This is a genomic window from Staphylococcus sp. 191, from assembly GCF_011174885.1.
Classification (GTDB): Bacteria; Bacillota; Bacilli; order Staphylococcales; family Staphylococcaceae; genus Staphylococcus; species Staphylococcus coagulans.
Window position 1 is genome coordinate 31,424 of sequence record NZ_PNRJ01000012.1, and the last position, 26,388, is coordinate 57,811.

The 26,388-nt window shown below is 32.5% G+C and carries 32 protein-coding genes and 1 pseudogene; 26 read left to right on the forward strand and 7 right to left on the reverse strand.

Translation table 11 applies throughout. The features are described 5' to 3' along the window. Window positions 1-5: 5 nt before the first annotated feature. Window positions 6-686 (reverse strand): helix-turn-helix domain-containing protein, encoded by a 681-nt coding sequence (locus C1H58_RS08765; RefSeq protein WP_165545972.1) that lies wholly within the window; start codon window positions 684-686, stop codon window positions 6-8. Between the two features lie 164 nt (window positions 687-850). Here C1H58_RS08765 and C1H58_RS08770 point away from each other — a divergent pair, with 164 nt between their 5' ends. The 8 genes from C1H58_RS08770 (at window position 851) to C1H58_RS08805 (ending at window position 4,953) form a co-directional block, all read left to right on the forward strand. Beyond that, the gene (locus C1H58_RS08770; protein WP_165545973.1) at window positions 851-1,063 is read left to right on the forward strand and encodes a helix-turn-helix domain-containing protein; all 213 of its coding nucleotides are present in this window, start codon (window positions 851-853) and stop codon (window positions 1,061-1,063) included. A gap of 3 nt (window positions 1,064-1,066) precedes the next feature. Continuing rightward, window positions 1,067-1,372, forward strand: coding sequence for a helix-turn-helix domain-containing protein (locus C1H58_RS08775; protein ID WP_165545974.1), 306 nt, complete (start codon window positions 1,067-1,069; stop codon window positions 1,370-1,372). Further along, window positions 1,369-1,572, forward strand: coding sequence for a pathogenicity island protein (locus tag C1H58_RS08780; RefSeq protein ID WP_105989193.1), 204 nt, complete (start codon window positions 1,369-1,371; stop codon window positions 1,570-1,572). Before C1H58_RS08775 ends, C1H58_RS08780 begins: the two co-directional genes overlap by 4 nt. Window positions 1,573-1,574: 2 nt before the next feature. Beyond that, entirely contained in the window at window positions 1,575-1,778 is a 204-nt protein-coding gene (locus C1H58_RS08785; RefSeq protein ID WP_165545975.1) for a TscA family type II toxin-antitoxin system antitoxin, read from the forward strand. Then, on the forward strand, window positions 1,778-2,032 hold the full coding sequence (locus tag C1H58_RS08790; protein ID WP_165545976.1) for a hypothetical protein: 255 nt from the start codon (window positions 1,778-1,780) through the stop codon (window positions 2,030-2,032). The genes C1H58_RS08785 and C1H58_RS08790 overlap by 1 nt, the downstream gene beginning before the upstream one ends. Window positions 2,033-2,103: 71 nt before the next feature. Then, complete coding sequence (locus C1H58_RS08795; protein WP_165545977.1) at window positions 2,104-3,717, forward strand: phage resistance protein; 1,614 nt, start codon at window positions 2,104-2,106, stop codon at window positions 3,715-3,717. Window positions 3,718-3,887: 170 nt separating this feature from the next. Continuing rightward, window positions 3,888-4,691 carry a bifunctional DNA primase/polymerase gene (locus C1H58_RS08800; protein WP_165545978.1) on the forward strand — a complete coding sequence of 268 codons (804 nt, stop codon included), beginning with the start codon at window positions 3,888-3,890 and terminating at the stop codon, window positions 4,689-4,691. Further along, window positions 4,678-4,953 (forward strand): pathogenicity island protein, encoded by a 276-nt coding sequence (locus C1H58_RS08805; RefSeq protein WP_107364468.1) that lies wholly within the window; start codon window positions 4,678-4,680, stop codon window positions 4,951-4,953. Before C1H58_RS08800 ends, C1H58_RS08805 begins: the two co-directional genes overlap by 14 nt. Here C1H58_RS08805 and C1H58_RS08810 read toward each other — a convergent pair. Then, the gene (locus C1H58_RS08810; RefSeq protein ID WP_165545950.1) at window positions 4,920-5,213 is read right to left on the reverse strand and encodes a hypothetical protein; all 294 of its coding nucleotides are present in this window, start codon (window positions 5,211-5,213) and stop codon (window positions 4,920-4,922) included. The two genes, C1H58_RS08805 and C1H58_RS08810, sit on opposite strands and share 34 nt — an antisense overlap. 353 nt (window positions 5,214-5,566) lie before the next feature. On the opposite strand from C1H58_RS08810, the gene C1H58_RS08815 reads away from it, so the two are divergent. From C1H58_RS08815 to C1H58_RS08855, 9 genes are all read left to right on the forward strand, one after another. Continuing rightward, window positions 5,567-5,911: a pathogenicity island protein gene (locus tag C1H58_RS08815; RefSeq protein ID WP_107364469.1), complete on the forward strand. Its 345-nt coding sequence runs from the start codon at window positions 5,567-5,569 to the stop codon at window positions 5,909-5,911. A 34-nt stretch (window positions 5,912-5,945) separates the two neighbouring features. Next, complete coding sequence (locus C1H58_RS08820) at window positions 5,946-6,596, forward strand: hypothetical protein (RefSeq protein ID WP_242680300.1); 651 nt, start codon at window positions 5,946-5,948, stop codon at window positions 6,594-6,596. Between the two features lie 51 nt (window positions 6,597-6,647). Then, window positions 6,648-7,175 carry a spore coat protein gene (locus C1H58_RS08825; RefSeq protein WP_165545980.1) on the forward strand — a complete coding sequence of 176 codons (528 nt, stop codon included), beginning with the start codon at window positions 6,648-6,650 and terminating at the stop codon, window positions 7,173-7,175. Window positions 7,176-7,177: 2 nt separating this feature from the next. Further along, on the forward strand, window positions 7,178-7,522 hold the full coding sequence (locus C1H58_RS08830) for a pathogenicity island protein (protein WP_165545981.1): 345 nt from the start codon (window positions 7,178-7,180) through the stop codon (window positions 7,520-7,522). Then, entirely contained in the window at window positions 7,519-7,998 is a 480-nt protein-coding gene (locus C1H58_RS08835) for a terminase small subunit (protein ID WP_165545982.1), read from the forward strand. The genes C1H58_RS08830 and C1H58_RS08835 overlap by 4 nt, the downstream gene beginning before the upstream one ends. Before the next feature lie 140 nt (window positions 7,999-8,138). Continuing rightward, window positions 8,139-9,131 (forward strand): Abi family protein, encoded by a 993-nt coding sequence (locus C1H58_RS08840; RefSeq protein WP_165545983.1) that lies wholly within the window; start codon window positions 8,139-8,141, stop codon window positions 9,129-9,131. A gap of 53 nt (window positions 9,132-9,184) precedes the next feature. Further along, complete coding sequence (locus tag C1H58_RS08845; RefSeq protein WP_165545984.1) at window positions 9,185-9,871, forward strand: hypothetical protein; 687 nt, start codon at window positions 9,185-9,187, stop codon at window positions 9,869-9,871. Between the two features lie 720 nt (window positions 9,872-10,591). Next, window positions 10,592-11,506 (forward strand): iron-hydroxamate ABC transporter substrate-binding protein, encoded by a 915-nt coding sequence (locus tag C1H58_RS08850; RefSeq protein ID WP_165545985.1) that lies wholly within the window; start codon window positions 10,592-10,594, stop codon window positions 11,504-11,506. A 58-nt stretch (window positions 11,507-11,564) separates the two neighbouring features. Continuing rightward, window positions 11,565-12,404: a class I SAM-dependent methyltransferase gene (locus C1H58_RS08855; RefSeq protein WP_165545986.1), complete on the forward strand. Its 840-nt coding sequence runs from the start codon at window positions 11,565-11,567 to the stop codon at window positions 12,402-12,404. 446 nt (window positions 12,405-12,850) lie between these two features. Here C1H58_RS08855 and C1H58_RS08860 read toward each other — a convergent pair whose 3' ends face one another. Continuing rightward, window positions 12,851-13,405 carry a histidine phosphatase family protein gene (locus C1H58_RS08860; protein ID WP_060829648.1) on the reverse strand — a complete coding sequence of 185 codons (555 nt, stop codon included), beginning with the start codon at window positions 13,403-13,405 and terminating at the stop codon, window positions 12,851-12,853. Window positions 13,406-13,762: 357 nt separating this feature from the next. Between C1H58_RS08860 and C1H58_RS08865 the strand changes: the two genes are divergently transcribed. Further along, a complete protein-coding gene (locus tag C1H58_RS08865; RefSeq protein ID WP_165545987.1) occupies window positions 13,763-14,590 on the forward strand; it encodes a MetQ/NlpA family ABC transporter substrate-binding protein in 828 nt (275 codons plus the stop codon). 5 nt (window positions 14,591-14,595) lie between these two features. Continuing rightward, entirely contained in the window at window positions 14,596-15,402 is an 807-nt protein-coding gene (locus C1H58_RS08870; protein ID WP_165545988.1) for a MetQ/NlpA family ABC transporter substrate-binding protein, read from the forward strand. Between the two features lie 152 nt (window positions 15,403-15,554). Here the strand turns inward: C1H58_RS08870 and C1H58_RS08875 are convergent, their stop codons facing one another. From C1H58_RS08875 to C1H58_RS08890, 4 genes are all read right to left on the reverse strand, one after another. After that, the gene (locus C1H58_RS08875) at window positions 15,555-16,799 is read right to left on the reverse strand and encodes an acetylornithine deacetylase (RefSeq protein WP_165545989.1); all 1,245 of its coding nucleotides are present in this window, start codon (window positions 16,797-16,799) and stop codon (window positions 15,555-15,557) included. Then, a complete protein-coding gene (locus tag C1H58_RS08880; protein ID WP_060829652.1) occupies window positions 16,792-17,304 on the reverse strand; it encodes a methylated-DNA--[protein]-cysteine S-methyltransferase in 513 nt (170 codons plus the stop codon). The genes C1H58_RS08875 and C1H58_RS08880 overlap by 8 nt, the downstream gene beginning before the upstream one ends. A 23-nt stretch (window positions 17,305-17,327) precedes the next feature. Then, window positions 17,328-18,149, reverse strand: coding sequence for an SPL family radical SAM protein (locus C1H58_RS08885; RefSeq protein ID WP_165545990.1), 822 nt, complete (start codon window positions 18,147-18,149; stop codon window positions 17,328-17,330). Between the two features lie 65 nt (window positions 18,150-18,214). Further along, window positions 18,215-19,501: an aminotransferase class I/II-fold pyridoxal phosphate-dependent enzyme gene (locus C1H58_RS08890; protein WP_165545991.1), complete on the reverse strand. Its 1,287-nt coding sequence runs from the start codon at window positions 19,499-19,501 to the stop codon at window positions 18,215-18,217. 219 nt (window positions 19,502-19,720) lie between these two features. Between C1H58_RS08890 and C1H58_RS12390 the strand changes: the two are divergent. The 7 genes and pseudogenes from C1H58_RS12390 to C1H58_RS08925 form a co-directional block, all read left to right on the forward strand. Beyond that, window positions 19,721-19,804 (forward strand): annotated as a pseudogene (locus C1H58_RS12390) (Trp-rich small protein); the annotation flags it as partial. 272 nt (window positions 19,805-20,076) lie between these two features. Further along, the gene (locus tag C1H58_RS08900) at window positions 20,077-20,253 is read left to right on the forward strand and encodes an SE1626 family protein (protein ID WP_165545993.1); all 177 of its coding nucleotides are present in this window, start codon (window positions 20,077-20,079) and stop codon (window positions 20,251-20,253) included. Window positions 20,254-20,964: 711 nt separating this feature from the next. Further along, a complete protein-coding gene (pmtC, locus tag C1H58_RS08905) occupies window positions 20,965-21,840 on the forward strand; it encodes a phenol-soluble modulin export ABC transporter ATP-binding protein PmtC (RefSeq protein WP_165545994.1) in 876 nt (291 codons plus the stop codon). Further along, window positions 21,837-22,565, forward strand: a complete 729-nt coding sequence (pmtD, locus tag C1H58_RS08910; RefSeq protein WP_050330495.1) for a phenol-soluble modulin export ABC transporter permease subunit PmtD — start codon at window positions 21,837-21,839, stop codon at window positions 22,563-22,565. Before pmtC ends, pmtD begins: the two co-directional genes overlap by 4 nt. A gap of 170 nt (window positions 22,566-22,735) precedes the next feature. After that, a complete protein-coding gene (locus tag C1H58_RS08915; RefSeq protein WP_103356488.1) occupies window positions 22,736-23,413 on the forward strand; it encodes a GntR family transcriptional regulator in 678 nt (225 codons plus the stop codon). A gap of 22 nt (window positions 23,414-23,435) precedes the next feature. After that, a complete protein-coding gene (gntK, locus tag C1H58_RS08920) occupies window positions 23,436-24,980 on the forward strand; it encodes a gluconokinase (RefSeq protein WP_165545995.1) in 1,545 nt (514 codons plus the stop codon). Window positions 24,981-24,992: 12 nt separating this feature from the next. After that, window positions 24,993-26,354 (forward strand): gluconate:H+ symporter, encoded by a 1,362-nt coding sequence (locus tag C1H58_RS08925; RefSeq protein WP_165545996.1) that lies wholly within the window; start codon window positions 24,993-24,995, stop codon window positions 26,352-26,354. Window positions 26,355-26,388 lie beyond the last annotated feature (34 nt).

The window sequence follows — 26,388 nt, forward strand, 5'->3', positions numbered from 1 at the left end:
ATTCATTAATCTACTAAATTAATTTTTACTTTTTTTAACAACTTCTCTATGTTTTGTTTTGGTTGGTTAAAATATTGGTTATCATCATAATCTTTGAATTCTTTTAGAAGGACATTTCTTATAAATTCTACTATTTTATTTTCCAAAACAAGTTGCAAACCTATGCTTAATTTGTTTTTATATTCTAAATAAGTGCCTTTATCGTTACTGTCATTAAATTCCATTTCATAAAAAAGTTCAGATCTTCCTTCACTCCAAATATCTTTCCCTTTATTGTCTTCACCTATATATATAACAGAATCGTCTAATTTAGTATCAGTGGTTGACTTAAATTTCACATCGAAAATGTACTTATTATGCTTTTCATGAATCTGGCAAATACTTGCAATATCAATATTAAAGTTATAAATACCACTTTCATTAGAATTAATAAAAAAAATAATGTCATCAATTGAGTCGTTATCACGAACAAAATCTATGTCGAAGTTAACAGACTCGAAAAAGTCGTCAACATTTACTTCTAAAGCCATACATATTTTATTAATTGTATCTATTTTTATCATCTCTGATTGATTGAAGTAAATAGGTGTTAATGTACTTCTTGCAATCCCTGTCATTAATGATAAATTCGAAATTTTAATTTGTCTTTCACCTAATAAGTCAGATAGTCTATTTCTGATCATCATTACTCACCTCTAACACAAATATTACTTCAACAACTGGGAAAATACAACAAGAAACTAAAAATGTAGTAAATACACTACAAAAAGTATTGACATAAAAAAATGGATTATATATAATTCTTATTGTAGTAAAAACACTACATTATGGATTATTAAGGAGGTCTATTATGAAGAATAAATTTAGAGTGATACTCGCTATTAGAAAAATTTCAATAGCTGATGTATTTGAAGGTACTGGTATAGCAAAAACAACGTTATACGGTTTGTATCATGAAAAAACTAAGAACCCTGATACGTCTACTATTATGAAAATTTGTAAGTATCTTGAAATTACACCTAATGAATTTTTTGGGATTGATAATAATGAAAAGGAGGCTTAACACATGTTCAACATAAACATTGATGAAAACGAAGCACGTGAGATGTTACAAAAGGCAATTGATGAGCGTGTGGACGAATTGGCACATGATAAGTATTTCATGACCTACAAGGAATTATCGGAATACCTGAATTTGAGTAAACCAACTATTGAAGAATTACTCATCAATAATGGTCTTAAATATTACATGGTTGGGTCGACATATCGTTTCAAGAAGTCTGATGTAGATGAGTTCATGGATCACATCACATCTCACATGGATATTCGAAATAATGATTTGAAGAAATTTAATAAGGTGGTAGCACGATGAAACAACAAGTAATCATTACAAAAACTATTATTGGCTGGTACAACATCAAAGACACGAATCATAATCTCCTTTTAAATGTATCACCGCAAGTTTTTGAAAAGAACTTTCCTGAAGTGAATAACGATGTTCAAATTGCAGTGATAGAAATGGATCTATCACGTATTACGGAAATCAAAAATAAGGAAAAGGTAGGTATTTAATTATGGAAAATGATTTATTTAAAGAGATTTATGAAATTCTAGAATCAACTATTAATGATCCTCGTTCAGAATTTGAGTGCAAGATTTCACAAGACGGTAAAGAATGGACTGAAATGTACAATAGAGAGCAGTTTTTACAATTTGTTTGTGAGGTAGTTATGGTAATGATTGAAAATAATATTGATTTTGAAGGAGAGAATGAATAATGAAACTATTTAAAAAGAAATATGATCATAAAAAAGTTAATCGTGTGAAGGATGCAATTCTATATACAGCTAATGCTATTGAAGCTGACACTTATGGAAAAGCAATTGAATTGTTAAAAGATAACAACAAGCACACAGCCATCGAAATTATGTATGAAAGATTAATTGAAGCACAAAAGCAAGAGTATGAATTGAAATTACAATTAAAAAAAGCGTCTAGTGAGAACTTTGGCGAGGAATCACTAAACGCGTAGCAAGAGTATTTAGGAAAATAAATACTATCAACATGGTAACAAAAATAAAGATTTCTAGAAAGGGTGACTTGATGGACGAAGTATCATTATACAAAAAACACTTCGAGTTTCATTCAAAATTAGACTATGTGTCAACAATCAACCTGTCTAAAATTAAAGAGATTAGTAAAAGAATTAATTTTGCATCTATTTCAACAGAAAAGCAAATTTTTAACAATAAAGGCAATGTGTATCATCGTGAAAAAGATGATATAGCAGGTGATTATATTAATAATCTCACTCTTGATTATACCATAAAACCAAGAGAAATTGGAGTTGTTTATGGAACGGTCAATGTTAAAACTATTGATAAAGATGGTGAAGAAGAAAAACAATCGACTTTTAAGTCAGCACACTTTAACAACTATGCACGATTTATTGCTGATTTGATTGCAGATAAAGTTATCTATTCTAATGAATTAGAGTGTTTCGTTATAGTTCAAAAACATCAATATGAAATGATTGATAACACTAATTTTGCACTCACTTATCCAGTAGATAATAAGTATCAAATACCCGATTTTTTAGATGTGATGTTAGAGCTGTATCGTGAACATCTTACAATCAAACATGAGTATAATATTTTGCCTTATACCTTTGCTGGTAACGATTTTACTTATAACTGTAAGCAATTAGTTTTATCAAAGAATAAACCGAAAGAAAACGACTTATACAAGATTAAATATGATGTTGATTTCAAAGATATTGATTTAAATGTAGTAAACGATTTTTACTCACTTGTAACTGATAATGAGAAAAGTAAAAACAATTTAAAGTTGGTACACGCATATGCTATGTATCGAAAAATGAAAATCATACAAGCTGAAAAGACTTTTCTAATTAAAGACTTTGGGCGATCAGGTAAGGGTTTATTCATGACAACTTTTGAAAGATTAATGAAAGTTAATAAAGTGAATTTTGACAGTCTTATTTCTGGTGGGTTTGAGTCAGCTAATGAGTGGATGCATTTTTACGGGGCAGACATAGCACATGCAAATGAAACTGGTGAGATTACTAAACAAATGATGCGTATATTAAGGAAAATTGCGACAGGAGAAACAATTTCTGGACGTGGTATAGGTAGAAATGCATTTACATTTAAAAACAACGCTTTATTAATCCTAGATACTAATGAAAGTGTTGATACAGGTGAAATGACAGCTAATAAGTCACGTACAGTCAAAATATCTTTAAAGGATAGACCTATTAATGAGACAGACGAAGAACGTTACACAGTTTTCAAACCATATTGGGATTATGTACACCCCAATGGAAAAGCGTCTGTTTCTGCTGCAGTTTCATTTTTAATTGCGAGTCTTGAATATTTAAAAGAATGTGGGCGTGAGTTTAGATTTAAAGACGTTACACTTAAACATTACTTTAGTGAAGATGAACTAACAGAAACTCAAATAACGTTGCTAAGAACATTGTCCAAGCAAGACTTTGTATTAGCTGGAGATGAAACACTGCAAAGGTTAATTGAACAAGATTACAAAAGTTTAAGGTATAAAAATGCTAAAGAAGATATGAGAAAAATCGGAATAAGTATTAATAACCAAAAGTGGATTGATGGTGTTAATACAAAAGTTCATCAAGTTGGAAATAAAGATCTTTTTAACATGGCGTTAGTATTAATAAATGATTAAGGTTAGGGATAACTCTTAATATCTCTTATCATAACCTTTGAAAAGTTAATAAACCAGTCGCTAACCCTTATATCTTATATTTCTTATAGATTCATAGTAGTGCTTTAAGTGTATTAGTAGTTATAGAGAAAATACTGGTTATAAGGGTTAGTCACATTTGGAGGCATTAGATGACAGGTTATCATGTAGCGAAGAAATTACTAAAAAAGCAAATTGAAATTATCCCTCTTAATGAACATAAAAAACCAATTGTATCATTTGCAAATAATGTGATAACTGATGATTTTATTGAACGATACTCTACTCAATACCATCAAGCGAATGTGTTAGGTGTCCTAACAAGAGGTGTGTGGTGTGTAGATATTGATGTAGATCATGAAGAAGGACAAAGTGGCTTTGAGAGCTTAAAACAAATACCTTACTTCAAAGAATTTGTTACAAATGCTCAAAATACTTTAATTCAGACAACAGCTAGTGGCGGCAAGCATATTATATTTAAGAAAAGAGAGGATATAGATTATAGTCAAAAAATCGGATATTTACCCGCTATTGATATAAAAGCTCATCCCAACAATTACTTTGTACTTGCAGGTAGTGTTACAACAAAAGGTAAATATACTCATAATGGCCAAAGCGTTGCATTTTATCAGGGGGAATTTGAAAAGCGTATATTTTCTAAATCTGGAAACTACGCTCAACAATTATTAGAGCCTTATTCAATAAAAAGGGTGCTGCCTAATTATAGTTTTGAGCATATTAGAGGTGGCAAAGGTGGAGAAGGAAAACGTGCTTATCAACGTATCATAGATGGTCAAAGCGAGTATAGAAACAATGATTTATTTAAGGCAGTAAGCTATGCAGGCCAATGTAACGTGGATATCGAACCGTTAAGAGTTTTAATAGGTGATAACAAAAATGGTGATGTTTTTACAGAGAGGGATTGGGAGGCGACAGTTAGAAGTGCAAGCCGTTAAACAAGAATATGATTATGATGAGAAAGTAAAAGGATTGGGATTAATTACAGGTATCTCTAATGAAATTTACTTTTGCTCAATAAGCCATGTCTCAACAGTTTATCTTGAATATACCAATAATAGTTGGGTTGCATGGCGTGAGAGTTATATTCCTAATTCAAACAATAGGACAAGCTACAAAATAATAGCTACAGGGAGTTTTGATTTAGTTTTAGCAAGATTGAAAAATTATCTAAAGTATATTAAAAGGCAGGTTAAATGATATGAACATAGAAATAATCGCAAATCAATTTGATGTAGTTGTTTATTATATGCGCGATTACTTCGAAACCCAGAAGCTTTACCGACGATGTCTCGAGTTTCTCCTTTCCGTTCCGGCCCATGGTCCGTAACGGTGTTTTTATGTTGTTTTAACTTTGAAGTTTGTCTGTCTCTCGCTTTTTTAGCCTCAATACGTTCAAGCTGTTGTGCGTAATTCATGCGTTCTGAATTATTGGTAGCTTCTGATTTTAACTTAATCATTTTTGAATATAGGGCTGCATGTTATATGTAGTCCTTCCATAAAACATAAGAATTTTAGAAAAAACGAACTTTAATGAATATAAGTAATGCTAACATCCGTGATTTGTATAAAGGGGCAAAAGTTTTGTTGTTCGTATTTTGTTCGTGTAAAAAACGAGAACTTAAGTTCTGTATAAATTACTACATTTTACTACAAAAAAGTACAAAAAAGCTTTTTTATTAATGTTTTAAGAGGAACATGAAATAATGCTAAACACCTGATATAATGCGGTTATTAGCGAACATAAGTTTGATTTTAAGGTGTAAAATTGGTATAATTAGAGTAAGCAAACAACAGAAAGTGTGGTGAGACTATGAGTGAATTTGAAGTAAAAGAAAAGACGTACAACTTACCGAATGAACACCGCCAAGTACTCAATAAATTAATAGGTACGCCTAATAAATATATTACTAAAACAAAGCTGCTTAATCAATTGGGATATGAAGTGAATAAGGCTAACAATAGATGGTTAACACAAGTCATTACAAGCTTAATCATTAATTACCATTATCCTATCGGATATAGCTATAAAAAAGGCGCTAGGGGCTATTACATTATTAAGACACAAGCCGATAAGATAGAAGCTATCAAAAGTATTAAGGGCTTAATTGAGGGCAGTCAGAACCGTTTAAAAGCCCTAGAAGATATTGAAGTGTAACTAAAAAACTAATAGAGAGAAGGTATATTTGACTATGCAACAAACAGAAGTTTGGAATATTTTCTTTGATGACAACAAATACCAAGATTTATTAACTAAAGTAGATCGCTTTTTAAAAGAATCATCAACGATGTTTTTAAAAGGGTATCGCTTAGATGCCATTGATGAACAACAAAAGCCTAAATTGCAAGAACTAGAAAATGAGTTTAAGACTTATGCGCAAACACGTTTAGATGATATCGCTAAGCGTCTAGAATCAATCGAAAAAGATGCTACAAATGATAAGGTAGATAACCCACAAGAAGAATTGATTCGTCGCCAAAACTTGCAAGCACGTTATGACTTTTACAGTAATGGTGAAATCATGAATCGTATTAATACTGTCGATGTACAAGATATCGATATTTTCGAGTTGAGCCTTTTACAAAAGATAATTTCAGAACGTTTTAATGATACGGAAGAACAACAGGTAGCACATGCATTTGAAGTGTTAAAACAAAACGTTCTGCACCCATATGAAAATAACAATGAATATGAGAAACTTGCCTATGATTATAGTGTTATTGAACAAGTTGGCATGAAAAATAGTGGGGTCGTGGTCACTAGAAAAGATGGTGATTATATGCCAACTATTAAATCTCTAAATGATCGATATAATGAAGAAATGAATCGAGTTAGAAAGTAAAAAAATGTAGCCTATCCTTGTTGGGTAGGCTCTCTATATAGGGGTGGATAAATGAAACTGAAAATGGTAAGGAAAGTTTTATATTATCGTAATAATGGCAATAAGTTATCCGAGTATCAACTATTAACACAATTTAACCCAGTATTTATCAATAAGAAAATTCAAATGTGCGAGTTTCAAATTGAGAGTATGTATCATATGAATACGTCTACGACAACGTGTGATGAAATATTCGGCGTTGTGTCCGTCTCTTATCCTATTGAAAAGTTGGCTATTAAAATTATTGAGGCAAAAGCTGGCTTAGTAAATTATAAAAAACGTTCTATGCGTAATATTGAGATATTAAAGTCTGTCCTTAATCAATATACTGAAAAAGAAAAGAAACAAGTTGTAAGATACATGCGTTCTAATGGTCGATATAAGCCCTATAACGTGATTGAGCGACTACAGGTCGATTTATACCACCTTAACATTAAACGACGCATAGCGCGCCAAAAACAAAGGGATATGATGATTGAAAAGAATAAGCGTGAACGTGTGAATGCGTATCATAAGAAACCCATGTTAAAAGTGGTGTAACAATGGATAAGCAGCATATAAAAGATTTTATATATCGCTATCATAAACAAATTGATAATGATGACACACTAGAGGATGATGATTTCAATACTGATGACTTCTTTAACATTGGTCATTCCGACATAAATTATGGGATAGAAACTGGTAATGTAGATGATCACATTCTAAAGAATCACTTAGAGATGTTAGTTGACCAAGTGGCTACAGATAAAGAGTTCTATATCTTCGATGCTTTGTTACATGGACGGAGTTATAAAGATATTAGCCAAGTCTTAGAATGTTCCACAGAATCAGTCAGACAATGGTTTGGTAAATTATTAAATAAAATAATGGAGGTGATAGAATGAGTGAATTAACCCCTAGACAAGTCCGTTTCGTGAATGAGTATATTAAGACATTAAACATCACGCAAAGCGCTATAAAAGCAGGATATGCGCCTAATTCAGCACATGTAACAGGAAGTAGATTGTTGCGTAATGAAAAGGTTGAAGAATATATCAAAAGTCAACAGGATAAAATTATGGACGACAGTATTCTCACCGCTAAAGAGTTACTGCATCTGTTAACTAATGCAGCAGTAGGCGATGAGACTGAAACAAAAGAAGTGGTGGTAAAGCGAAGTTCATTTGAAAAGAATCCAGACACTGGACGTATGAACCTTGTTTATAATGAACATGTTGAGCTTGTGGAAGTTCCTATCAAGCCAAGTGATCGTTTAAAAGCAAGAGATATGTTAGGGAAGTACCACAGCTTGTTTACAGATAAATTAGATGTAAGTCTTGTAGCACCAGAATTTGTTGATGATATACCATTAGAAGATTAATGAGAACCACTGCCCTTAATTAGATGGTGGTTTATTATTTACAAAATAAAAAACTAGTAGTATTATGAATATAACGGATCAAGCCATACCACCTATTCATTTAGGAGTATGGCTATTTTTTTAATTTTAGAGGGGAACAAATGAAACCATTTAAAACATACGAGGAACAAATTCAAATATTGAAGAATAGAGGATTAACCATTTCTGATGAAGATAAGTATGATTTAGAAAATGAAAATTATTATAATGTGATTAACGGATATAAAGATTTGTTTTTGATGAAAAAGCCAGCATCTGACGAGTTTTTAGAACCTGAAACATATATTACAGGTACATCATTTAAAGAAGTGTTTTCACTTTATAAACTTGATCGCCGATTACGAAATACTATTATTGAATATTTGTTAGTCTTTGAAACACATTTAAAATCAAGAATTGCATATTATTTTAGTGAAAAATATAGTGAGCCACATTCATACTTATACTTCCAAAATTATTCAGATAATGAAGATTCTGAAACAGTATTAAAAACAGTAGCAACACTAAGTAGTATAATGACGAAAACTAATAAGCAACCTATAAAACACTATATTAGCCATCATGATGGTGTTCCATTTTGGGTATTAATGAACTATTTAACGATTGGCAATGTTTCTTATTTATTTCAAATTTTAGACGAAGATATAAAAAATAATATATCTAAAAGTTATTCAGATAAATTCAAAAGAGAGTACGGACATCAAGTTAATATACAAAGTAAAGACATTGAGGGGATAGTGAAACAAGTTAATTTTTTTAGAAATGTTTGTGCGCATGAAGAAAGATTATATGATTTCAAAATAAATAAACAGATTAACTCTAAAAGTTTAACACATAATTATAACTCTATATCAAATAAGCACATTAATAACAATAATTTACAATCGAAACTGTTTGATATGTTAGTATTTTTGATTTTCTTTTTGAACAAAAGAGATTATGAAAACATGATAAAACAAGTAGATGAATATATAGATTACTATTTAACAGATATAAGCTCGATTACTAAAGGTGACATTTACAACAAGATGGGTTGCTTGTTGAATAACTTTACTGAAATTTTAGATTTAAAGCCTGATGTTGCTAGTGATTAAACCATCTAATATATGGAAACATTGTGAGGTTTATATAAAATAAGAGGTGATATATGATTAAGTTTATAAAATTAAATTGGTCTTACTTTTTGGTAGGAGCAATTGGAGGTGTTATTGTAGTTGCATTAATACTTCTATTACAACATGCCATGAACTGGATTGAGTCATTAAATATAGTTATCTCCATACTTGCTTTATTCTGTACTTTTCTTGGTGCTTATTTAGGCGCTAAGATTTCAGGAGATAATGCTAGAAATCTTGAAATCGATAGGCAAAATAGAGAAAAGAATGATACTACTCTAAGAGTTAAAACATTACTTAAAATGAATTTGGACAAGTTGAATAATTTACATGAATTTATATGTGATTTTTATATGATAACACGCGGTGACTTTTTATTAGACTTAATAAAAAATAGAAAAGAATTATATAATGATAACTATTCACCTAAGAAAAAGCAAACAGGCGAGTTTAAAACAAGTGCATACATTGAAAACTACTTAAAAAATATGATAAAGTCAGTAGATTGTGGAAGAAATATATATAATTTAATTGATGACATAGATGATCTGATTAAAGAAATAACTAAAGACTTAATGTATCTTGAAGAAAAAGAATTACAAATAATTTTTCAATTAAAACAGACCCTACAAATATTAAAAAGTCTTATTGATTATAATAGTAAAAAAACGTTTATACTTTACCTAATATTGAAGAACAAAGAGATTATGAACGCTTAAAAGGGTGCTTTATGCATTTTAGTATATTATTTATAGATTTAAATGAGATAATTTTAAACATAGATTTAAAATCAGAACTTGAGCAGTCTGAAGTTGAAGGGCAAGTAAAGGAAACCGATTTATGATGAAGGGGAATGTATGAAAATATTATTAAATCAGGTAATATAAGCTAGTGAGAAGAGGTCTGTGTTACAGTTGGGAATTAGTTTGTTCGGCTAAGTAAAAATTCCCACAATTATTAATATGAGAAAACTTTCACACGTTGCAGGCAGTGAATACGTATTTGAATACGTTAATTATGAAGTGATGTGAATTGTTGAGAAGTATACAGTTATAAATCACTGTAATATCAAGTGTTATAAAATAACAAGAACTTATGAAAACAAGACTTTTAGTTGGAGTGATCTATATAACCAGTTAAGAGGCCTAGTAACTTAACACTTATCCCAGAAATTGATAGCTTTTTGCCCCTCATTCAATACACATTGGCGATATAATTAACTAGTTGTTTATGTTTATATTTTGAAATGATGGGGAATTATACAATTAGCTTACTGTCATACTAAGCGACTATTTTCATTGATAATATATTCTCATTTGGTAAAAACGACCTTTAAAAGGGTCGTTTTTTTATTTGTGATTACTAGTAAGTATTGACTAAAATTTTGGATATCTTATAATTGATAATGAATCTCAATTATTTATTGAAAGGATAATGTCATGAAAAAATTAATTGGAATTTTATTATGTGGCTTATTTATTTTATCTGCATGTTCAACATCTGTTAATAAAACAAGTAATTCGGCAAGTATTAAGGACTATAAACTTGAAAATGGGAAGACAGTTAAAGTACCAGAGAAACCTAAAAGAGTCGTGGTATTAACTGGATTTTATGTTGGTGATTTTATAAAGTTAGGAATCACACCAATTGCTGTTTCAGACATAACTAAAGATTCTTCAATCCTAAAGCCGTATTTAAAAGGTGTTGATTTTATTGGAGAAAACGCAGTGGAAAAAGTTGCTAAAGCAAAACCGGATTTAATTGTTGTAGATGCTATGGATAAAAATATTAATAAGTATCAAAAAATAGCACCAACAGTTCCATATACATACAATAAATATAATCATAAAGAAATACTAAGAGAAATAGGCAAGTTGACTAACAATGAAGAAAAAGCTTTAAAATGGATTAAAGAATGGGATGATAAAACTCAAAAAGATAAAGAAGAAATTCAAAGTAAAATTGGTCAAGTAACAGCGTCTGTTTTTGAAACGGATGAAAAACAAATATACATATACAACTCAACATGGGGACGTGGTTTAGATATAGTTCATGACGCATTTGGCATGCGAATGACAAAGCAATATAAAAATAAATTACAAGAAGATAAAAAAGGTTATGCTTCTATTTCAAAAGAAAATATTAGTGAATATGCTGGAGATTATATATTTTTAAGTAAACCATCGTATAGTACATTTGATTTTGAAAAGTCAAACACATGGAGAAATATTGATGCAGTGAAAAAAGGGCATGTTATTTCATATAAAGCAGAAGACTATTGGTTCACAGATCCTATCACTTTAGAAAGTTTGAGAAGCAAATTAAAAGAACAAATTTTAAATAAATCTCACTAATTGTAAACTATTAAAAAATCTACATTTGATAATAATTATACTTCTAAGGAGAGATTCAATGGAACAATTACGTGGTATTCCGGAATCAATGCTGATTCCTTTAATAGCTCGCGCCAAAGAATGTGAAAATGAAAATCCAATAATTAGAGACAAATTATCTAAAATTATATTTGATGATTTAGATGATATGTATAAGAATATTACGTGTGATACAATGTCTCAAGTTGGAATTAGTGTACGTTCCGTCATAATAGATGGCATTACCACGAGATTTATCAAGGATCATAAAGATTCAATAGTGGTAAATATAGGGTGTGGATTAGACACTAGATTTCAACGGTTAAATAAATACAAGACTTCGTGGATAGATTTAGATGTTCCTGAAACTTTAGATATAAGAAGACAATTTTTTAGAGAAAATAGCAATTATAAAATGTTGTCAAAATCTATGCTAGATTACAATTGGACTGATGAGGTTAAAAATTATGAGTTTTTTAACAATGAGTCAAATATACTATTTATCTTTGAAGGTGTCTTAATGTATTTTAATGAGAGTGTAATGATTGAATTGTTGCATACTATTATTGAAAAGTTTGAAAAACATAATTTGACATTTGTTATTGAATTTTGTTCAAAAACAATTTCTAATAATACAAATAGACATAAATCTGTTTCAAAATTAACTTCAAAACCTGTGTTTAAATATGGATATAATGATTTAAATGATTTGAAAAAAATTTTACCGAATTCAATGAAAGTTTTAAATGAATATAATTATTTTGACTATTACAAGAACAGATGGGGAATACTTGGCTATTGTAGGTTTATACCTTATCTAAAAAAAAGACTGAACAATAAAATAGTACTTATGGAATATAAAGCGCCTGAAAATATATAGATGATAATTTTGGCATAAAGTATAATGTCACACAATGTGTATTTGTGAGACATGGAGATGCAACTATTAAAAAAATTCATAAATTTTAGTACTATGAAAAGAGTATACCATTATGATTAAGGTATGTATTTTGAATGACATAATTATGACATAATGGAATGTAAAAACTAAAAATAACAGCAATTTCAAAAATTTTAAACTTTGATCTGATAAGGTTTTAAACATGTAATTATGTCTAATATTACTAGGACATAATGCCAGGCATGATGTAATTACTATCTTAAACTTTAGATGAATATAATAAATTAATTAAATGAGTAGAGGTGTTTCTCAAGAGTTTCTTACTTTTGGGGAGCGCCTTTTTTATGTATTTGCTCCATTATATTTAAAAAGTACTCAATGAAGGTTTGAGATTAATAGAATATACATACAAAAAACGCTTATAGTCAAATCGTTATTTTCTTCAATTTCATATTCTCAAATTCAAATGTGACTATCCAAGGAAATTGATGTTTATATTGATTAAATGCTTCATAACTAAAATCAGTCTGATAATAGTTAATTATTGTTGAAAGAGCTGTACCATGTGTGCCTACTACAATGGATTTTCCAGATGCTTCTTCTAAAATATTTTTTAAAGCCAAAATATTTCGTTCTTGGACTTCTTTTAAACTTTCACCGTTAGGAAGTTTAAATGTGAAATCTTCCCACTGTTTTCTTGCGATTGATGAAAAATCACCTACCCATTTATCAGAAATTTTGCGCTCTCTTAAGTCATTGATGATTTTAATTTGTCGTTGTTTATTGTGTGCTAGCGGAGTAATTGTATCAATAGCGCGTTTATAAGGACTCGAATAGAAATGATCAATTGAAATTGTAGAGAACTGATCAATCAATGTATGGCTTGCTTCAATTCCCTTAATTGTTAGCTCACGTGCCATATCATCATGATTTTGATAGTTAGGCTCCGCGTGACGTATGAAGTAAATCGTGGTTTTCATTATAAACACCTCTTACTAAATAGTTTTATTTTAATTTTAACATTTATGTAGCTTAAATAACGAAATGGCCTTTAATAAATATGATGACTAAGTCATCACTAGAAACAAATGGATTATACAAGGAACATGTTTTTATAATCATTTTTGAAGTACTATGTCTATGAAAATGTATAGATTCTAAATGGTTTATGTCGCGCAATGATGAAGATTATAACACTTAACACTGCATGATCTACCATTTAATTTGATTCAAATTATCATTTAAACTGAATTAAAAAAATATTGACTTTAAGGACTAAAATGCTATTATATTTACAAAACTGATAAGAATAATAAGGATTAAAGAGGTGGAGTCATTTGAAGCGAATTTTTTACGTTTTGATTTTAGGATTTATCGTTATATCTGTGGCTGGCTGTGGTAAGGCTGACTCGGAAAGTAACAGTGATAAAAAATTTACGATTGGGTTTGGTGTGGGGACTTATGAAGAGCAATTTAGAAAAGGCATCTTACCTATTCTTCAAAAAGAAGGTTACGATGTAAAAATTAAAACTTTTTCTCAAAATGATCAAGTTGATCCTGCTTTAGTTGATGAAGAAATTGATGCTACGGTTCATCAAAGTCGGGCTTATATGAATAGTATGAACAAAAAATTAAATGGAGAAATGATTGTGAACAATCACGTACCGACTGCACCACAATCTATTTGGTCGACGAAACATCATTCTCTAGATGACGTTAAAGATGGTCAAACGATAGCAGTACCTAATGATCCAGTGAACCAAGAACGTGCATTTAGAATTTTGGAAAAGCTTAAATGGGTGAAAATTGATAAAGATGCGGGAACAGTCAATTTCAATGTTAAAAGTGTAAAACCCGATCGGTATCATTTAAATTTTAAAGAGATTCATTCTGCACAAGTTTTACGTTCCTTAGATGATGTAGATTATGGTATCGTCAATGGAAACTATATTGCAGATGCGCATAAAGTTATCGCAGATGGCTTGATAGTGGAAAAAACGCCAGAACAGCATAAAGTTGTACTGACCATTAATAAAAAAGATCAAAATAAGGCGTGGGCAAAAGCACTTAAAAAAGCATATTACTCAGATGAATTTGAAACTTGGTATGAAAAGCAAAATAAATATAAAGGCTTTATTACACCAAAAGAATGGAATGAGGGGTAAGTGCAATGAGAAAAAATTTATTCCTATTACTGACTTTGTTTTTGTCTTTGATTTTAGTTGCTTGTGGTCATGAAGAAAAAGATAAAAAGGAAATTACAGTTGCCACATCACCTGGACCGTACAGTGAACTCTTTTTAAAAGGAATAAAGCCTGAATTAGAAAAGAAAGGTTATACGGTAAAAAATAAAGATTTTACGGAGTTACTGCAAGCAGATGTGGCTCTGCAGGAAGGTAGCGTTGATGTGAACGTGGATCAACATAAGGCCTATATGGATACTTTTAATCAAGAAAGAGATGCAAATTTAACCAATATCACCAAAATACCAACCGTTCCGACGCAAATCTTTTCGAAACGTCATACTTCTTTAGAGGAAATAAAAGAAGGGGACACGATTGCGATTCCACAAGACCCTTCAAATGCTTCGCGTGCTTTTCGTATATTAGAAAAAGCGGGATGGATTGTAGTTGATGCTAAAAAGAATGATATTACCATTACTAAAAAAGATATTACAAAAAATCCTAAACATCTCAATATTAAGGAGATGAATTCTGCAAGTATTCCAAGAGTTTTAGATGATGTTGACTATGGTGTTATTCCTGGCTCAATTGTTTACGCTTCTCATTTAGATGCTTCAAAAGGATTATTAAAAGAAGATTTGATTAATGATTTATATTTACAAGTTGTTGTGAACGAAAAGAATAAAAATCAGCAATGGGTGAAAGACATTCAAAAAGCTTATCACTCTAAAGCATTTAAAAAAGTGATGGCAAAAGAGAATAAAGATGGCTATTGGGTTGTTCCAGAAAAATAGTGTTTTAGATTGAAACATGAAATATTTAGCTAAATATAGGAATTGGGCATTTAAGGATAAAGCAAATGATTTAATAAAGTATCATAATTGTAAAGCGTATGAAATGAGCTTGTTACTCATATCATACGCTTTTTAAATGTTTAACACGTTACTTATTGGCTAGCTGATTTGACAGGGTTTTTATACCAGGTTTTCAAAAAGTGATAAAGCACTTCTGTATAATCTTCGAGTGATTTGATTTCAATTTTTTCGTTAGTGCCGTGTGCTTCATTTAATTCTCCTGGCCCATATAAAATGGTTGGAATGCCGAAATCTGCTGTCCAACCGCCATCTGTTACAGTTGTACTCATCGTTGATTGAAGCGGGCCTTGATGAATTTTTTCATGTGCCTGTTCCAGTAAATGGTAGCCTGGATGGTTAACGGGAAGGGTAAAACTAGGGAATATTTCTCCTTTATCTTCTATCATTGAATTGCCTCCCCATTCAAACTGAAGTGGGTGGTGTTGCAGCCATAAATCACTTTCTGCCACTTTATTTAAATAGTTTTCAACCTCATTAATAATATCTTCATAATTTTCATGAGGGAGAAAATGAACAGTAATCCAAAGCTTACATTGATCCGCAATAAAAGCGGGGTGACGTCCACCTTCAATGACTGCAGGATTAATCGTATTAGCACCACTTGGCATACCTGGATAAGATTTTGTCACGGCCCAATGGCGCTCAAGCTCTTGTAACGCTTGAATAATTTTTACCATTTTTTCAATCGCACTTGCGCCATGACGTCCACCGCCAGCGTGTATAATATGACTCCGAGCACCATCATGGATTGTGACATCGCTCTGTATTGTAATCCATCCGGTAATTACACCACCTTGTCCCATTGCAATAGATTCGCTTGTATCTAGGACGAGTGCTAAATCAGCTTTCGGTGAATGTTCACACGCAATTTTTGTTCCTGCTTCACCCACTTCTTCGCCTACAACTGATTGAACTATGATATCTCCTTCAGGCTGCACACCATCTTGATATAGTCGTTCAAGATTATAAAATAATGCAGACATGCCACCTTTCATATCGGCGACACCTCTTCCATACAAATAGCCCTCTTTTTCAACGAGTTTAAATGGATTTGTATGCCAAAATGTTTCGTTTTCAACTTCTGCAACATCTACATGTCCATTCAATATGAGTTTTGGGGCATGTTCATTTTTGCCTTTTAATGTGGCAACAATAATCTCATCATTGTCATAAAAAGGGATTTGTGTGGTATCGAATCCTATCGCTTTAAGCCAATGTGCAATCTTTTGTTGAAGGGGCTTTGTATTTCTTGCGGGCGGGCTGACAGTAGGTTCTGCAATAAGTGAGGCTAATATTTCAAATTGTCTTTTATTCATTCAAATGACCCTCCAATGTTAATAAACGTATTTTTCTGTTTAATCCGCTGTTGAAGCCACCCAACTGGCCATCCTTTCTAATGACCCTGTGACATGGAATGATAATGGATAAGGGATTCAGACCAATTGCTGAAGCCACGGCACGGGTGCTTTTAGGATGTCCCATCATTTGAGCAATTTCCCCGTAACTTACTTTATTTCCATAGGGGAGCTGTTGTAAGGTACCCCAAACTTTTTGTTGGAAAGGAGTGCCGATTTCAAATGATATTGGCGTTTTAAACGATTGACAGTAGCCGTGAAAATAACTTTCTAATTCGTGAGCAAGTTGATTAATTAAATCATGTTGCGAGCGGTGTATCAACTTATGCTGCCCATTTAATTTATTCAATAACGTTTGGTAGTCTTTCGAGTCATTAAAAGCTAAACCAACTAATTTATCATGAGCGTTGACAACTGCGGTCATGACGCCAAGTGGTGTGTGTAGATGTTGATAATAATATGACAAGTTGTTTCATCTCCGTTCATTGATTAGAATTCAGTCGGTTTAAAACCATCAACACTAACTGAAATATGTGTTTTAGAAAATCGAGATTGCATCAATTTCAATACATATTGATAGGCGTCGGGTTGATACCAATCTTCTAAATGTAATGCTTGATACATATGACGCATACCTAATGATTCAGTTCTACGACCATTTGAACCATCGCCCATAAAGTAATCATCTATAGTGACATCATCTGTATATTGCGCTAAGATTTCAGGAAAGTTTGTCGTACAAGGTAAAAGAGGTGCCACAGCGACTTGCGTTGGGATACCTGCCTGACGTAATTTTTTGAGCGCATTGAGTCTTGATTGAATGCTAGGTGCTTGTGGTGTGAAATAACGCACCATATCTTCTCGGTCTGTCTCAATGGTCATACTTACAATAAACTGACCGGGATAGGTTTTTAAAATGTCAATATCACGTTGAATGAGTGGACTACGTGTTTGAATAAATAAAAAGTTGGGAGGATGACTGGCCATAGATGTGAGTAGTGTCCTTGTAATCTCATATTTCTTTTCAAGTGGCTGGTAAGGATCGGTTGAAGAGGACATAAAAATCGTCACAGAGCCTTTTCTTTTGGCGTGTTGTAACTCATTTTGAAATTGATGATTAACGTTATTTTTAACTGTCACCCATTCTCCCCAGTTTTTACCAGAAAATAACGAGATTGGTGACTTCCTCACATAACAATACGAACACGCATATTGGCAACCCATGTATGGATTGAGCGTATGCGTATAATCCTTTAGGAATCCACTTGCTTTTGTTAAAAATTGTTTAGGTTGTTTGACATTGATTTCCATTGCGACCCCCAAATTTTATAAAAAAGACAGGAAACATTGTATGAGATGTCCCTGTCTATAGTTGCTTATTGTAATGCTTTAATTGCTTCTGCTATTGAGTTGAAAACATATGATAAATCATCTTTCTCAATACAACTAAAGGCGATACGAATATCTGTATCATTTAAGGCAATGATACCAATTGAATGATGTTCGATGAGGTGTAATCTTAATTGTTCTGGGTCTACACCATTTACTTTTAGTGCCATGAAATAGCCGGAGTTAAAGTCGTAAGGTTGCCATAGTGATTTAAAGGCATCTTGATAAACGATTTCCTTAGTCACTTCGTAACGTTCTTTCAGTGTATCGATATTTTCTTGAATTTCTTGATCAAAATTAGATTTGTTTTTAAGGGCATGTTGTACTGCCGCTTGCGTTGGTGAAGCGCCGCTAGAAATATTGCTACGAATTAATCCTTTCATTTTGGCTTCTAACACTTTTTTTGTTGTGTCATTAGAAAGGCCGAATGTAAGGAAGCCTACACGGAATCCCCATGCGAAAAATTCTTTCGTTGCGCCGTCTAAACGAACAGGTAATACACGAGAATTGTTGAGTTGTGTCAGTGCTGTGAAGATAGATTGTGTATATACATCTTCATAAAATAAGCCATAATATGCATCATCAACAATTGTCACAACATTTACGCCACGACGTCCTAAGTCATCAATGGCTTTAACAATGGCTTTAACTTCACTCTCAGTAGGGGTATAACCTGTTGGATTGTTAGGATAGTTGAGTACCATGATTACTTTGTCTTGATCAATTTGATTAAGTGTATTCACAAGTTCAGTTGTTGTGAAGTGACCTTGTTCATCAAAAATAGGATAAGTATTGATTTCTGCTTGATGGCGCACACCAAAAACAAGTTTGTAGTTCCCCCAGTTATGTGTGGGAAGTAAAACAGTATCTCCAGGATTTACAAAAAGGTCGCCAACTAAAGATAGACCGTGTGTGAGTGCGTTAGTGACTAACGGTAAACTGATCGCATCAGCAGAAAGATCAGGGTTTTCTTTCAACATTTTTTGTTGCCAAAGCTCACGCAACTCACCTAAACCTTGGGGAGGAGCATAGGAGAAAACTTCATCTGTGTTAAGCTCATTAAACATACTGTAAAGTGACTCAGTGTACAATTTCCCCTTAGAATCTGTTGCCATTCCAATCGTCGCGTTATACTGCGTAGATTTTGCTTCAGCAGATTGTGTTAAAATGCCTTTTGGATAATACATGTTTTTCCCTAAATCAGAAAGCATATCTAAAATAATAGGTTGTTTCTCTGTTAATTGTTCATTCAATTGCAGCGCTAAAGGGTTCATCTCATTTCGACCTCTTTCCTAAAATTCATAATATATATGTCTATCATACAGTGAAAACTTATAAATTTAAAGTTACAGTTAGTGCGTGGTTTAAAAATTAAAACACCAAAACAGAACACATGTTCGCTATTTTGTGTTAAAATAAATTTAGCCACCTTTCCCTACATTTTTGGTGCTAAAAATAAAAATGGCTTCGCAAAGTAGGAGGTGTTCTTAATCATGCAGTGGGCAGAGTTTTTAATGTCATTAATCACTGGTGGTATTTTAATTATTTTTAGATGTTGGTTTGAGTCTAAATGGCGACAATATGATCACCATTCAGACCATGAGGATGACGAAATCACCTCAAAAACCAAAAAGTAAAGTATTAAAAAGCCCCAAGCTTGCGGCAACAAGTTTGGGGTTCTTAATCATGTGTGGATACAACTCTATATTAGCATGTGTGATATTTTGAAGCAAACAATATAATGAAAAATTAAAAGTAGTTACAATCATAAATACAAATCAAATAAACGATTGACAAATAAATTGGCTTTTTCTAAAGTGAAATCAATGAATAAAAAGAGGTGAAATGATTGAATCATCTAACTAAAATATTTGTAGTGATTGCACTTATCATTTTTATTTTAGGTATTATTTTGCAATTTATAAATCATGAAGGTTCAGCTATTAAATTATTCGTTGCAACGATTTTATTTATGATTTGTGCTTTTATTAGTCGGAATAATGATCGTAAAAAGCAACAAAAGTAAGGCCATTTTTGAAAAGAATCCATTCAAACCCCCATAATAGTTTGTTGCATTTAGCATCAATGCAATCTAATGTTGTCAAAAATGACTGTGAAGTCAAATACTATAGCACTTGATAGTCATTTTGACCCTTCCATTTGTGTAATTTAACACTTAGTCACCACTTTATCTTTCTGCTATTCATTTTCCAATTACCTTACCTGTCCATGTTTAACTCTAAGTCCTATTAATAAGACTTATACGTATGACGTAAGAAATTTTACTCTTTTAAATTTTAGCCTTAACACAAAAAATTTTAGCCTTAACACAAAAATAATAAGAATCAAATATGTGATGTTCATTGTAAAAATGATGTAAAACTGAGGTCGAATTCTATCTATCAGTAGAACAAATATGTCACAATATAGAGGAAGACTTTAATATTTTGTTGAGAAGATGTATAAGAAGAATTAATTATTCTTTCAGTTTTTTGTAATTTACCATGATTGTGATACTTTTGGATATGTGTAATAAAAGTAATTTAAATTTAAAAGATTTTTTTATTTTAAATGGATAGAGAATTTTTGGGCGAAATCAAAGAAATAATATATAATGGAATCTAAATGATATTACGATTTAATTTATCATTTTGTCTTATTCATTATAAATGTTATTGTTGAAAGAGACGTATATTATTTAACTAAAAGCTTATAGAGATGGTAGGAGGGCATGTGTATGGAGTTAAAGCAGATTACGAAGCGTTACAGCAATAATACTGTCATCGATCAAATTGATTTTGCTTTTAATGATAGTCATATTGTTGGTCTAATAGGAAAGAACGGTGTAGGTAAAACGACACTAATGAAAATTATGAATGGTAACATTATAAATTATTCGGGTGAAGTCAAAACCTCAAGTGATGAGCGTATTGGTTATTTAATTGAACATCCTAAACTTTATGATAATAAGACCGGATTATATAACTTAAAACTTTTCGCTCAAGTGTTAGGAAAAGGCTTTGATAAAGAATATACAGATAAAATTGTTAAAGCTTTTGGTATGGAATCTTATATTAAGAAAAAAGTGAAAAAGTATTCAATGGGAATGAAACAAAAATTAGCAATTGCAGTTTCCTTAATGAATAAGCCGAAATATTTAATATTGGATGAGCCAACGAATGGAATGGACCCAGACGGCTCCATTGATGTTCTAAAAACAATACAGCAACTTGTAGAACAATTAGATATGAAGATTTTAATATCGAGTCATAAATTAGAAGATATAGAATTAATTTGTGATCGTGCTGTATTCTTAAGAGAAGGCCACTTTGTTCAAGATGTCGATATGTCAAATGGTCAATCTGCAAATCAAACGATTGTCAAAGTTGCTCCAAAAGACTTTGAAGAAGCCCTTTACTATTTAACGGATCATTTTAAAGTAGCACAATCACACAAAGATTCAGGGGAAATTATTTTGAATGCACAAAGTAATTATCAAATGTTTTTACAAGGTTTAGCACAAAAACAGATATTTCCAACATACATTGAAACGAGAAAAATTTCATTGCGTGACACATACTTTAATATTAATCAACGAGGTGACGAACAATGAGAATATTGCAATTAGTTAAATTCGATATGATTAGCATATTGAAGAGTCCACTTACATATTTAGCGATTATTTTGGGTGTCGCACCGCTGATTACTACAATGGCAATCCTCGTTACACATGATAAACCTGTCAATGCGAATACACTTTTTAGTGTAGGAAAATGGTTCTTCTCGTTAATTGGGTTACTTTTTGTAATCAAAACCATTACACGTGATAGTGGCCAAGGCACGATTCAACTCTTTTTGAACCACTATCGAAATCGCGTTGGTTATTTTATTGCAAAATGCTGTTCAATCGCGCTTATTTCCATAATTACAACAGCTGTTGTTTTAATCGTGACATATTTAATTCAATGGACAACCAAAGGTGAAGAACTTAATAATCAGAATACATGGAAGTTGTTGGTCTTTTATTTAATTCTTTTCTTTGTGTATGGTTTGCTGTTATTTTTAATTAATTTAATTGTTCAAAAACCGGCACTAGTTTATACATTAGGTATTTTACTGTTGCTTATATTACCGGTGATGAAACCATTTATTCCTTTGATTCCTGTCATTGGGGATGATATTCAAAAATCGTTGAAATACATTCCGTTTAGCTATTTGAGTGAAAAGTCTTTAGACAGTGGGTTAACGTTTTCAAACTGGCAATGGTTTATCAATGCTGCATCCATCGTCGTATTATTCATTGCTAATTTCCTTTTAATTAGTAAGAAAGATATCTAAAATCATCTATTTAAGTGACATGTGTTAAATAGAAAGCGATATAAATTAAAAATGAGATTGAGATCTAAACGTGTTTTAGATTTTAATCTCATTTTTTAGTTTTGTATAGAAAGCGTTTACAAATATGAGGATTTGAACTAGAATACTTGTATACAAGATGAGGTGATCGAATGGAATTTCCAAAAAAATGGTTAACAGATTTATCAAAAGGCGAAGCAATAGCGGCACAAATACGTCTTGATATCATTAACGGGGATCGTTCAGCGGAACAGATTTTAACTGAGAATCAAGTTGCTGCTGAATTTCATGTGAGTCGTTCACCTGTTAGAGATGCATTTAAAATTTTAAAACAGGGGCGCTTGATTCGCTTAGAACGAATGGGAGCTGAAATAGTGCCTTTTACCGATCAGCAACGCCAGGAACTGACGGATATTCGGTTAATGATCGAATCATTTGCTTTTACAAAAGTCATTCAACGTGCTGATTTGGATACGATTGTTCGAGCGATGTATCAAGCGCTTGAAATGATGAAAGTAAGTTTGAAGTTTGAAGATGCGATAAGCTTTACAGAAAATGATTTAAACTTTCATGAAACAATGGTACGCGCGTGTGAACACCATTATTTAACACACTTGTGGAAACAAATGAAGCCGACAATGCTTTGTATGATTTATATCAGTATGCAGCGCAGAATGGACACAAATGTCATTGATTTTAAGCGAATTATTACGAACCACGAACTGTTTGTAAAAGCCATTGAAGCACAAGACAGAAAAAAGATGTACCAAGCATTTGAGCTGAATTTTAAAGATTTAAATGACGATATCGGTGCTTTTTGGGCGCAGTAGTCAGAGAAAGGAGAATGAAAACATGAAAGATTTTATGATAGGTATAGATATTGGTACGACGAGTACAAAAGCGGTTTTATATCGTACGAATGGACATATACAATTAAAAAAGCAAATCGAATACCCATTACTGACACCTGAAGTAGATATTTCTGAACAAGATCCTGAAGTGATTTTTAAAGCAGTTATTGAAACGATACAATCCGTTTTAATCGAAAGTGAAATTTCAAGTGAAGACGTTGCATTTATCTCATTTAGTGCACAAATGCACAGTCTCTTACTTATTGATGAAAATAACCAACCTTTGACAAACAGTATGACATGGGCAGATAATCGTGCTCGTTTTGCAGCTGAAGACTTGCGTAAGCATTATGAGGGAAATGAGATTTATAAACGTACTGGCACACCAATTCATGCGATGTCACCACTTTCTAAACTGTGGTGGTTAAAAAAAGAGTCTCCGGATCTTTTTAATCGAGCACGTTTCTTTGTAGACATTAAGTCATATGTGTTATTCAGATTAACTGGAGAATGGGTGATGGATGAATCCATTGCTTCAGCCACAGGACTCTATCATTTGAAAAATAGAGATTGGGACGCATCGGTATTAGATTTACTAAATATCTCATTCTCCCAATTACCGCGATTGGTAGAAACCACCAAAGTATTAGCTATAGAAAATAATTTTACTATCCAACGACTCGGTCTTTCAATTCAAATACCGATTGTTGTCGGGGCGAGCGATGGTGTTCTTTCTAATTTAGGTGTCAATAGTATTGAAAAAGGGGAAGTTGCCATCACGATTGGTACGTCAGGTGCAATACGAACGGTAGTTGACCGTCCTGTCATAGATGAAAAGGGACGTATATTTTGTTATGTCCTTGATGAACATCATTATGTTATTGGAGGGCCCGTTAACAATGGTGGTGTCGTATTGAAATGGTTAAGAGACGAGCTACTTGCCAGTGAAATTGAAACAGCAAAGCGACTCGGAATTGATACATACGACGTCATGTCCCGTATTGCACAAACTGTGCCGCCCGGTTCAAATGGCTTACTTTTTCATCCTTATCTGACAGGTGAGCGTGCGCCGTTGTGGGATTCTAATGCGCGTGGCTCTTTTATTGGTTTAACGTTGTCACATAAAAAAGAACATATGATACGCGCTGTTATGGAAGGTGTCTTGTTTAATCTTTATACAGTATTTCTAGCTTTAGTCGAAGTCATGGAGGACGTACCTCAGAAAATTAAGGCCACAGGTGGATTTTCAAAAAGCCATTTATGGAGACAAATGATGGCTGATATTTTTGATTGTACAGTAGAGATCCCTAAAAGTTATGAGAGTTCATGTCTCGGTGCTTGTGTTTTAGGCTTAAAAGCGCTCAATCATATTGAGGATTATACCATCGTCGAAACATGGATGGGCTCTACCCATCAACATGTCCCTCATGATAAGAATGTCAATCTCTATCAAGAATTAGCATCCGCTTTTATACAGATTAGTCGTGATTTGAATTATGCTTATCAAACTTTATCTCAATTTCAAAATCAGTTAAAAGATAAATAGGGAGGGAACAAAATGTTACATGAATTTTGGCCACTTATCAGCGTTCTCATAGGTATCATCGTTTTATTATTACTTATTATGCGATTCCAGTTAAACACTTTTATTGCACTTATTATTACAGCTATGTTGACGGGTATTTTATTGGGGATGCCATACAATAAAATTGTAACAACCATTGAAGCAGGTATAGGAGGAACTTTAGGTCATATTGCTTTAATATTTGGTTTAGGCGCAATGTTAGGTAAATTATTAGCGGACGGTGGTGGGGCGACACAAATCGCTGACACCCTCATTGCAAAGTTAGGTAAGAAATATGTGCAATGGGCGATGGTGATTGCGTCTTTTATGATTGGTATTGCTTTATTTTTTGAAGTCGGACTCGTTTTGTTAATTCCGTTAGTTTTTACCATTGCTAAACGAATGAATGTATCTCAATTAAAAATAGGATTACCAATGGTTACAGCTCTTTCTGTTACACATGGCTTTTTGCCTCCGCATCCCGGGCCAGTCGTTATCGCTAAAGAATTAAATGCATCTATTGGGGAAGTGCTCCTTTATGGCTTTATCATTGCAATACCAGTCACTTTAATTGCTGGACCACTATTCGTAAAGATCGCACCTTATCTATCGCGGAGTGCTTTTGAAAGAGAAGGAGATATATCATCTCTCGGTGCAACCAAGACCTTTGAAGATAAAAAATTGCCCAATTTTGCATTGAGTACATTTACAGCGCTGTTACCAGTTCTTTTGATGTTATTTGCTACCATTTGGCAGTTAGTGACAGGTCATGAGTCAGGACCGAAAAATCATTTAGAAAGAATCATATATTTCGTAGGGAATGCAGGTACTGCCATGTTAATTGCAGTGATATTTGCAATCTTTAGTATGGGTATTTTGCGTGGTAAGTCGACAAAACAGGTCATGAATACGTTAACAGAAGCGATTTATCCCATTGGCATGATGCTTCTCATCATTGGAGCTGGTGGTGCGTTCAAGCAAATCTTAATTGATGGAGGTGTAGGTGGCGCTGTTGAGCATATTTTTACGGGCGTTCGCATATCCCCCATTTTACTCGCTTGGTTAGTGGCAGCACTATTGAGATTGGCACTTGGTTCAGCGACAGTTGCGGCAATTTCGACAACAGGCATCATCTTACCCTTATTGCAAACGACAGACGTGAATTTAGCATTAGTTGTGTTAGCAATTGGAGCTGGCAGTATCTTTTGTTCTCATGTTAATGATGCAGGATTTTGGATGTTTAAAGAATATTTTGGACTGACTGTAAAAGAAACATTTTTAACATGGTCACTTGTCGAAACTATAATTTCTGTGAGTGGCTTAGGGTTTGTCTATCTCATGAGTCTTATCGTTTAATAAAGGTACAATCATTAAAACTCAAGATAAGATT